The sequence below is a fragment of the Mesobacillus maritimus genome (assembly GCF_019749255.1).
GTDB classification, from domain to species: Bacteria; Bacillota; Bacilli; order Bacillales; family Cytobacillaceae; genus Mesobacillus_B; species Mesobacillus_B maritimus_A.
Genome location: NZ_JACWFH010000017.1, coordinates 65,287 through 74,091, shown reverse-complemented (window position 1 = coordinate 74,091; position 8,805 = coordinate 65,287). Strand labels below are relative to the sequence as shown.

7 protein-coding genes are annotated in these 8,805 nt (G+C 40.3%); 2 read left to right on the top strand and 5 right to left on the bottom strand.

The window, feature by feature from the left end; genetic code table 11:
• Positions 1–326 precede the first annotated feature (326 nt).
• From H0185_RS14485 to H0185_RS14470, 4 genes are all read right to left on the bottom strand, one after another.
• On the bottom strand, positions 327–836 hold the full coding sequence (locus H0185_RS14485; protein ID WP_221874215.1) for a carbonic anhydrase: 510 nt from the start codon (positions 834–836) through the stop codon (positions 327–329).
• 99 nt (positions 837–935) lie between these two features.
• Positions 936–1,304, bottom strand: coding sequence for a Na-translocating system protein MpsC family protein (locus tag H0185_RS14480; protein ID WP_221874214.1), 369 nt, complete (start codon positions 1,302–1,304; stop codon positions 936–938).
• Positions 1,305–1,507: 203 nt separating this feature from the next.
• On the bottom strand, positions 1,508–4,123 hold the full coding sequence (locus H0185_RS14475; protein WP_425515829.1) for a DUF2309 domain-containing protein: 2,616 nt from the start codon (positions 4,121–4,123) through the stop codon (positions 1,508–1,510).
• Positions 4,092–5,639, bottom strand: a complete 1,548-nt coding sequence (locus H0185_RS14470; protein WP_221874212.1) for an NADH dehydrogenase subunit 5 — start codon at positions 5,637–5,639, stop codon at positions 4,092–4,094. Before H0185_RS14470 ends, H0185_RS14475 begins: the two co-directional genes overlap by 32 nt.
• A gap of 659 nt (positions 5,640–6,298) precedes the next feature.
• Between H0185_RS14470 and H0185_RS14465 the strand changes: the two genes are divergently transcribed.
• The gene (locus H0185_RS14465) at positions 6,299–7,510 is read left to right on the top strand and encodes a CaiB/BaiF CoA transferase family protein (protein WP_221874211.1); all 1,212 of its coding nucleotides are present in this window, start codon (positions 6,299–6,301) and stop codon (positions 7,508–7,510) included.
• Positions 7,511–7,731: 221 nt separating this feature from the next.
• Here H0185_RS14465 and H0185_RS14460 read toward each other — a convergent pair whose 3' ends face one another.
• A complete protein-coding gene (locus tag H0185_RS14460; RefSeq protein ID WP_221874210.1) occupies positions 7,732–8,184 on the bottom strand; it encodes a hypothetical protein in 453 nt (150 codons plus the stop codon).
• Between the two features lie 327 nt (positions 8,185–8,511).
• Between H0185_RS14460 and H0185_RS14455 the strand changes: the two genes are divergently transcribed.
• Positions 8,512–8,805, top strand: a complete 294-nt coding sequence (locus tag H0185_RS14455; RefSeq protein WP_221874209.1) for a hypothetical protein — start codon at positions 8,512–8,514, stop codon at positions 8,803–8,805.

Genomic DNA, 8,805 nt, shown 5'->3' with positions numbered 1-8,805 from the left:
TCCCCCTGTGAGAGTAGGACGTTGCCAGGCAAGATGAAAACACAGATTTGTTGTCTGTGTTTTTTTATATTTTTACAGTATTAAGTAGTTCTTCAGGGTCTGGCAGTGGCAGTAGGGGGAAGTAGAGAAAATGGTTAGCAATGAAAAACCACAAAACGTCTAGCGAAATTCACTGGACGTTTTGTGGTTTTATTAAATATACATCTTTATATAGCTACTTACTTTGGATGCGGGAAGTTTATCCTATTTTGGGGACAATGAACCTGTCCCCATGTCTCTCCTCTTTTACGATTCTTAATTAAAGTCTACATTTGATGAATCTTACCCTAGAAAATGCTCAATTCTTCAATTATATGTTCGTTTTCGCTATCGATAGATAATTCCGATACCACTACATCTGGTGCGAGTAATGGGTGATGGCGAATGGTGTTAAAAATCGTTTGTGTTGAATCATTTAAGGATGTGCTTCCAATTAACCAATCCTTTATATTCTGATTAGTAAATTCTGGCTGGCAGTAGGTTAATAAATAATCTAATGTTGTTGTTTTGTCTTGAAACTCTTTTCGGTCAAGAATTTTTGAAAGCGTATCTTCTGTATCCGTCAGAGCATCTTTGGTAGAAACGACCACGATTTCTTCAATATTTTGCTGATAGACCGTAACGATAAGATCCCTCATGAGGTCGTCGAAAGGGTGAAGGACGACTGGCCCTTCGGTATGTAAAAAAACGATTTCTTCTGGATTGATATTCGTCGACTTTTTTATCATTTGTTCCCAATCGGATTCTAGGCCGATCATAAAAAATAGTCTTTTTTTCTTATTATCTGTAGTCATCATAAACACTCCATAAAAATTTGAAATTTGTTCGATTCACTCTACTAATCCATAAATATCAGGTTAGAGATCTACTAGAACCTCACTTGGATGGCGTAGGGTTTAGTGCAATTTGCTTTCCAAGTCGTCTGAAAGCTTGAACACCATGACTCGTTCTCCTGTGTTTGTACTGATGTCCGTGAAAAAACTTTTTACGTAGACTCCTGTGATGGAAAGAATCATTTCCTTTAAATCTTCTATCCCAGACTCCACCAGACCGTTTCGGTTCTCTTTGATCGATAACAAACCTTCCATATTCTTACATAGGGAATACTCAGCAGGCGTTAAGATTCCGCGTAAATCCACAATAATCATATCTCTTAAAATATCTGTTTTCACCGAAACAGAGCCCCGGCCAAGGTAACTTTTTTCCCAATGTGTTAAAGCTTGGCTGATTTCAGCTTCAAGCGTTCCCTTTGTTTTTTTATCCATGCTTTCTTTCCCCCTAATATAAAACAGAAAAGCCTTTTCCTTTTTTAAAATGGTTTTACTAGTATGTACCAATATGATCGTTGGTCGTCTAACTTATTGTTTCTTTTTTTATAAAAAGGCTGTGTTAAGCGCCTTTGTTGTTTCGGCTTCAAGCCTTTCTTTCTGCTGGTAGACCTGAGGCCACTGGTTCTTATATAGGAGAATTAAGCCCAGCTTTGCCATTCTCCCTCTGGACTTAGCGAAGCAAGATGAATCCAGCCGTTTTGAACTTTTTGCTGAAAAGCAGGGTGCTGTTTTAGTAATCTTTGTATAGATTCCCTTGGGGCATGAATCACCACCAACAATCGTAAAGGAGCGTGATAAAATTCATCATCTGATTTCATCACTGATTGCCAGGGGAGTCCGGATAATAAATCACTCGCATTTCCCTGCATGACCCCGATTCCAGAAGTGATGGTTTGTGTCGCCTTATTTCCACTCCCATAATAATGAGGGGCTACTGTAGACGCGTAATATTGCAGGTTGATCCATTGAGCGACAGTCACGGGACCCATGATGATGTTTTCGAGTATGCTCCCTGTTTCATCCTTTTGCCAGTTGTAATTATGAAGAAAGACACGACCTTCAAGATCACAATCTCGAGTTAGCCGGCGGTCTCCAATGATAAACGTAGCGTTTCGTGCTAATCCCCATTCAGGACGGACCTCACTCCAATCTTCTGTGAGAGTCTGTACCTCATTGCGCTTATTCTTCCTCCTATTGCCGACATTTGGCAAGTGTGTGATTCGTTCAGAGCTTGCAGCCTGACTGACTTTTGGTAATTCTGTATTAACGGTATCATATGCGACTTTAGCTGCTGTTGATAGAGCAGGAATATAAAGCCAGCGTAGTTCATCTAGTGATGTGATATGCTCGGCGGCCGCAAAAACGGTCTCCTCCGGAATGGAAATGCCCTCATGAGCGAGAGCCTTTCTTACCTTAGGTAGATTACACAAAGTGGCCAGTACCCTTGCGTTAAAGCCACTTGATGCTCCACCACAGGCACCACAGTCTAGTGCAGATGCATAAGGATTGTTCGTGCTATGACTACTGTGCCCGCAAATGACAACGAGAGGGGCGAAACGCTCCGTCAATCCCATCATGTTTAGCGCTTGCTTTGTAAAAGAGACTTTCTCTTCGTCCGTAAATCCAACTGGAAGCTCGTTTTCCGGCGCACGTTTATGTTCAAGAGATAGTTCAGTAGTAGGTTTGCGAATCAAGGTTTGGCTAATTTTACGGAAAGCATGTCCTGCTTCTCGAGGAATAAAGCTTCTGGTTACCATTTGCATGCTAAGCCAAGGACTACTGATCTCCGGAAGAAACAAACTAGATAGTAGATTATGCTTCATTGTTTTAAAAGTAAAGCGAAATGAATTGGATACCTGTTGTTGTTGGGTGTATTTGTTTAATTCACCCTCAGATGAAGTTTCTTGAACTTTATATTTCGGTTTAAACATAACGGGCAAGGAGTGATGTACATGGTGGTCAAGCTCATGTGTTTCAATCGGCAATCCGAAAAAACCCGCCGTACCAAACGTCTCAAATCGGCCTGCTTGTTCTAGTTTGCGACGAAAAGGCTCCGAACGTACATCTATACAAAAGACAAATTGCGCAAGGGGAGCTGTTTCCTCTACAGAAGGCAATGGCGTTGTTGTTAGCAGCGTTTTAACATGGTCCTCGTATGTTTTTTCCCAGGCTTCAAGCCATAGTCGCTCTCTAGTAATCTGGTCAAACCGAGCGGCAAGCGTCAAACGTACTTTTATTTCCTTAGGAGACAACTGTGACCATGCATGGATAGACATGCCCCCCCAATCGATCCAGGAAGCAATTAAAGGTTCAATCTGATCCTTTTCCTCAATTTTTTGTTCAGAAATCGGGAGATAAGGGTGAATGAACGCCCACTCCATGGAAATTCTCACAGCTAAATAGTCTGTTAGCAACGAATGTTCAGAGGAAGATTGTAGTGAACGCCATAGCATCGTGCCTGCCCAGCCTGGTAATGCCAGCAAATGAGCTTCAAGATAGTCTTGGAGCTGAGAGTAGGGGACATCTAGTGCCAACAATCCACTCTTTAACGCCTGGTCTGCCTCTTGAGGTAGATTCTTTAATATCTTCCGTACTTCACGACTAAGGGAGGTGTCGTGGTGGACAAGACTTCGCCAAGCTTGATAGAAACCATTTTCACGATTAGGCATTGACCATACGGCCTGGGATTCATCTAAAAATAATTTACACCACTTGATTATTTGATGATCGAGTTCTTTGTTCAACGTGTTATTGTGGATCTGTTCCAGCTGTTGACTATAGGTTTTAACCGAATGTTTTTCCGACATCTCCGGCCGATAAGCACGTAATTTGTTTGCCAACTTTTTTACCTTTGCAGTTGACACGGTCTTGGCCGGTTGTGTAAGCGCAGCTAGACAGAACCGTTCGGCAACCTTGCGATCCAGATTAAGAGTTTCAGAGTCAAGCCATTGTTTCAGCCTATTTTGTAAAAAATTAAGATGAATTTCCCCTTGATTCAAGGCTTGCTGAAAGGCTGAATGAGTGGGGTATAAGTCAAGATCATGAAGATCCTTGAATTTACGTGCAACTTGTTCAAATGGTTGTTCCTCCAAGCCCACCCAGGGGTTACGTGCAGCGAACGTGTTGAGCGGTCCAAGAGGAGTGATTACATTACTGGCTCCTTTTACGATAGAGGTTAAATCCAGATGACGGTAATCAACTTCTGTTTCAACGGTTAATTTTTTATCTAACGGTAAAATGGCGTTCATCGTCAAGTCTCCCTCCAGCAAATGATTTTTTCAAGTAAATTGGATGGTTTTCAACCATTTGATTATGCGGTTCTCCTAATCGAACAAGCCGTAAATAAAGGATGGCAAATGCTTTCGACGAAGGATGACGAGCGAGCCATCCACTGAATAAGCCCCCAGCTAACAAAAGAACCATAAACAAAAGCACGACAGGCATAGAAGGTTGTAATCCATTTGAAACGGTATCGTGTAGCATGTGTTCAAAGACGAAATGAATGACGGTGTAGACCAATGCGACACCGGCAAAGAGGATCGCTCCCGCTATCCTCCCTATAAATCCTTGCCCAGTGAGCACCAGTTGTGTCCAAGCAATGGATGCCGACCAGCCTAAAATCAAAGCACTAATGATTCGATATCCTTCATCCGGAGACGTGAACCAAAAGACCAAGCCGACAAGGAAACCTAAAAGACTTCCTGGGATGATCGATCGTTTAGACCGAAGTTGCGGGGAAGTGAATTTTGCTCCTTTACGAGGGATGGCAGACCCAGATTGTAAAAATAAAGCTGATTTAAATAATCCGTGTAACACGGCGTGAATCATCGCGGCTAAATAAGCACCTAATGCACACTGAATCAACATGAACCCCATCTGCGCAATCGTCGACCCGACCAACTGTCGTTTGTAGTCCACTTGAACCAACATGATTCCCGTCCCTACTAATACGGAGATACTCGAAAGAACGAGAAGAACCAGCTGCGCCACATCTCCGTCAAATAAAGGGGAGAAGCGAGTGAAAATAATTCCACCCGCATTTACGATTCCCGCATGCATGACGGCAGAAACAGGTGTAGGGGCTACAACTGAGTTTAATAACCAACCTTGGAAGGGCCATTGTGCAGCTGGAATCATCATCGCGACGATTATCAATAGATTGATAGTCGTCCTCTCCCATGAATCTAGTTGGGCGAGACTGTTTTGAGTAAGAACAACCGACAACTTCCAGTGACCCGTGGCCTGTGCAATCCAGATAACCACTCCCACTAAAAGAAGCCAACTACCTGCAAACAAGGTACCAGATTGTCTGGCAGCCTTTCTTGCCACATGCCAATCTTTGTTTATTTTTACCAGCCACGTTAATCCCAAAAGTGTTGCTCCCCAGCAAATCACCATCAAACGTAGATCATCACTGAGCCAGGCAACGGAATCAGCAACGGTGGTGAAGGTGAGTAGCGCAAAATACTTTCGATAAGCAAGATCTCCGTGTAAATAACGAACCGAGTAGCGTTGCACAATCAAACCGATGGTCAGAACAAACAACGCAATCAGCCATGATAAGGAATCTAAATGCCATGGCCCAAGAATCACACTCTCCTGATTTGAAACGAGAGCCAATAAGGCAATGAGTGGGGGGAGTGAGATGATCTTGATGTGAATGGAGACAAAGTTCACAGAGACTATTGAAAAGAACAGAAAGATCGCACTTCCTATTGAGATCCCGAGCGATAAACAAAATAAAATAAGTATGTATTGAGAATCTAACATGCTAGTTTCCTCCCTCCAATCTTTCTTCTTTGAAAAATAAAAAAACCGACAACTTTATAAGATCAATGGTCATTCTTTACCCATTCATCTCAGAAAATTGTCGGTTTACTATCAACTAGCCTAAATTGGTTTTTTAATAGTCTACCACTATTTAAAATTTTGTTTAACAATTGAAACCCTATTTAAATAAACCTATTTTCCATCCTTTTATTTTTTCATATAGCCAAAATTCAGTTTTTAACGATATGCTAAAATAAACCAATTTTTTTACAGGTTATTTTTAAAAAATACTACCCCTTTTCATACAATCCGTCAAGGGATAAAAGGGATAGGTATATTGTCCTATCGGTTCCAATCTACAGAACGTTTTCCATTATTAACGAAGTTCCTTATTTAAAACAATATTGAAATCCATCGAAGAAAAAAGCATCTATAGTGCTCCGAATCATTACTAACATAGAACCTATAAGAAAAGGAACTGTTTCGTGTTTTTCTGCGACGGAAAATCATTAAAAATGGGTCGAACCTCTAAAAAGGGGAGCTCTATTCATCGTATCCCTATTTTTAAACATTTGACTATGTTATCTGAATATTCTATCATTTAATTAATGAATCAATGAACTTTCACTAATGATAAAAAATAAGAAAGAGGTGTACGTATGTCAATTCTTTCAAGGATACGCGTTTTAGATTTTACCCATTATATTTCTGGGCCTTATTGCAGTCAAATATTGGCTGACCATGGGGCAGATGTCATAAAAATTGAGCCAATTGAGGGAGAAACGGGCAGGAAAGCAGCACCTTTCCACAATGAAACAAGCATTTATTTTGCAGCACAAAACCGGAATAAGCGCGGGTTATCGATTAATTTGAAATCGGAATCTGGCAAAGATTTATTTTATCGACTTGTGAAATCAGCGGATTTGTTGGTTACAAATTACGGCGCAGGTGTTCCTGAGCGTTTAGGAATCGACTACACAACCATTTCAGAGATGAATCCAAAAATTAGCTTTGTTCATATTACAGGTTTTGGTTTAACCGGTCCTTATAGAAATCATGGGGCCTACGATGGGATTATTCAGGCGATGAGTGGATTGGCGGAGTTAACGGGCCATCCAGAAGGTCCTCCTACGAATGTGGGATATTATCTAGCGGATCACCTCTCAGGACTTCAGGCTGCTTACGGTGCCATGCTTGCGTTATTGCACAAGGAACGGACGGGGAAGGGAAAGTATGTAGATGTAAGCATGTTGGATGGAATGATCTCCATGCTTGGCTACAAGTTTTCTGAAGTGTTGGTAGAAGGGAAAGAACTCCGACGGAATGGAAATCAGGATGAGCGGGCTTTTTGTAATACCTATAAAACTAAGGATGGCTATGTTTATATTGCACCTAGCACTCCATCGATGTGGGAATCTATTTGTAAAATCATTGGGAAAGAGGAATGGTCTACTAGTCATTCTCCGTATTCTACCATGGCTGGAAGAATCGAGAATCGGGAAATCCTTGAAGCAATAATTGAAGAATGGACGCAAAAATATACAAAAGAAGAAGTGTATCAGATCCTTCAAAAAGCAGGAATCGCTTCTGGTCCAGTAAATAGCTTACATGACCTGGTCAAAGACCCTCAAGTGATGAATAGGAATATGGTTCGAACGATGAAAACTGGTGATCAAGAAGATGACGAGATTTATGTAACAGGAGTGCCTGTGAAAATTGACGGTATGCCAACACCTGACTTTACACGAGCCCCTATACTGGGTGAGCATACGGAGGAAATATTAGCAGAATTAGGCTATTCCGAAAGAGAGATTGAAGCGTTACGTGAGACAGGGTCAGTGATAGGGGAATCGGAACAATTAAAATCATGAATCAGGAAAACAATTGCTTGTTCAGAGAAACTAGTAGAAACTTTGGTCTTTTCTTTCATTAATAACCTATTCCAGGGTTCGCCTGTGAGAATAGGAGGTTTCAGACAAACTCAAAAAGCACAGAGACTTTCTGTGCTTTTTGAGTTTGGTCAAGGTTTCCAAAAATGCTTACACTTTAGTAGGATATCGTAACTCCTATTACTGTGGAATTCCAAGTTTGGCTAATCCCAATAGTTAAAGATTATCTGTCCTACCGTTTCAGGTTTCCAATAAGCTAGCTGTTCCAATTCAGCACGATTTAATTCTGAGTTCACAACCAGGTTCTGATTAATAGGAGCCTCAAGGTCAACTTTACCAAGTACTTTATAAAAATCAGAAAAATTCTCGTGCGAAACAGGTTTGTCTATGAATGTAATGTTTCCAAATTCAACAACTGATGCATAAGCAAGATAAGGATAGTGTTCATTAAGCAGTACAAAGAACTGATTATTATGGATTTCAAATTTGGCAAAGTAAAAATTTCTTGGGTATTTTGGTTCGTTAAAATCTATTACTTTTCCACCATTCCAAGATGCAAACTCGAAACATAATTGCTTGAACAGTTTCCCGTTTACTTGTGGGGGTTTCTTGGATTCTGAATCATAGAAACCAGTTACTCCATTAGGAAGTATCATCTTTATTCACCACCTGTAACACACTGAATTTGTAGAATTCCAAACTATAATGGTTAGAATACTTGATTATTGTGCTTATTGGTAGCACCATTTGGTGAACAAAAAGGATTTCTATCCTTTTATCAATAATGACTTAAAAGTGTCTCTTTTTTATCTCGCATAAGAAGCTTTGCTGGTTAGGTAAATAGAAAGTTCTAAATGAAAAATGCTATACTAAGGGAGTAGACACCAAGCGTTTGTAAACTAGTAAAATTAATAAAAATTTCTATAGTAAGAAATCAGTATAGGATAAAGAGAATACTTTACAGTCATTTAGGGGGTGAAGTCTTGATTGTCTATATTATGGTAGCGGTGTTTTACATTCCATTTTTTATTTGGTTAACCTTGACCTATATCGGATATATAGATGGTATTGGAGATTCAAAAAGAAAAGGTATATTCGTAGGTTTTTTATTTACGATCAGCTTATTTCACTTTTTTAGTACGATCCTATTTGATATAAAAGCCTCATATGGCTTGCCGATCACAACTTCATTCATTTTGTTGTTTAGTATTTATATGTTGAGGTCTGTGATTACGGACAAAAAATTAGTTGAATTAACAGGTGACATAACAGAGTGA

What these genes read in the sequence shown, in the direction of transcription:
- H0185_RS14485 (WP_221874215.1), bottom strand. Translation starts at nt 836, where the DNA reads ATGATGACTACAGATAATAAGAAAAAAAGACTATTTTTTATGATCGGC.
- H0185_RS14480 (WP_221874214.1), bottom strand. Translation starts at nt 1,304, where the DNA reads ATGGATAAAAAAACAAAGGGAACGCTTGAAGCTGAAATCAGCCAAGCT.
- H0185_RS14470 (WP_221874212.1), bottom strand. Translation starts at nt 5,639, where the DNA reads ATGTTAGATTCTCAATACATACTTATTTTATTTTGTTTATCGCTCGGG.
- H0185_RS14465 (WP_221874211.1), top strand. Translation starts at nt 6,299, where the DNA reads ATGTCAATTCTTTCAAGGATACGCGTTTTAGATTTTACCCATTATATT.
- H0185_RS14460 (WP_221874210.1), bottom strand. Translation starts at nt 8,184, where the DNA reads ATGATACTTCCTAATGGAGTAACTGGTTTCTATGATTCAGAATCCAAG.